Source organism: Candidatus Rickettsiella isopodorum (assembly GCF_001881495.1).
Lineage (GTDB): Bacteria > Pseudomonadota > Gammaproteobacteria > Diplorickettsiales > Diplorickettsiaceae > Aquirickettsiella > Aquirickettsiella isopodorum.
The window spans coordinates 1-581 of the sequence record NZ_LUKY01000010.1; the positions used below are offsets into that span (position 1 = coordinate 1).

The 581-nt window shown below is 39.1% G+C and carries 1 protein-coding gene; it reads left to right on the forward strand.

Going from position 1 to position 581, the window contains the following annotated elements; translation table 11 throughout:
- Positions 1-581, forward strand: a 581-nt coding sequence (locus A1D18_RS06765; RefSeq protein WP_171910787.1) for a hypothetical protein, incomplete at both ends; no start/stop codon positions are given.

The following is a 581-nucleotide window of genomic DNA, read 5'->3' on the forward strand; positions in this document are numbered from 1 at the left end:
AGCGAACAAGAGCGAACCCTATTGGCAGAGCTAGTAAACTGGCTTGATGAAAATACGAAGCACTGTGAAAAGACATTGGAAAAACATGCAGGTGATTTAAAATGGCTACAAAATCAGTTTCCATCCGTATTAAGTCAGTATGAGAAAAAAAAAGAACAAGAGTTTTTAAAGCGTTTGGAAAAAAAATTAAAAAAGATAACAACAAAAGAGGATCAAATTCGCCTGCGGTGTCGAATTAAAAAAGAATATCAAGGATTAGTTAAAGTGATGCGTGATTATCTGTTATATCCATTACCCTCCGAACAAGCCAATGTTAGGAATGAAGGGGCAGCAACAGTTATTACGGCAGATGAGGCCACAGAACAAAGTGTTATTGTATCGGATAGACATGAACTGGTTAATGTAGGCCCTGCCCCTGTTACTGTCACAAGAAATATGTCGCGTCTGTGTCTTACAGGAAAAGCGCATCTTGGTGATATGGGCAAAGTAGGTAATTGGGTTTTTTTCCAACGACAAAGGATAGCGAGCTTGCTAGAGGAAGGAAGGCCTGAAGCGTGTATCGAGATAAAAACATTATTAGA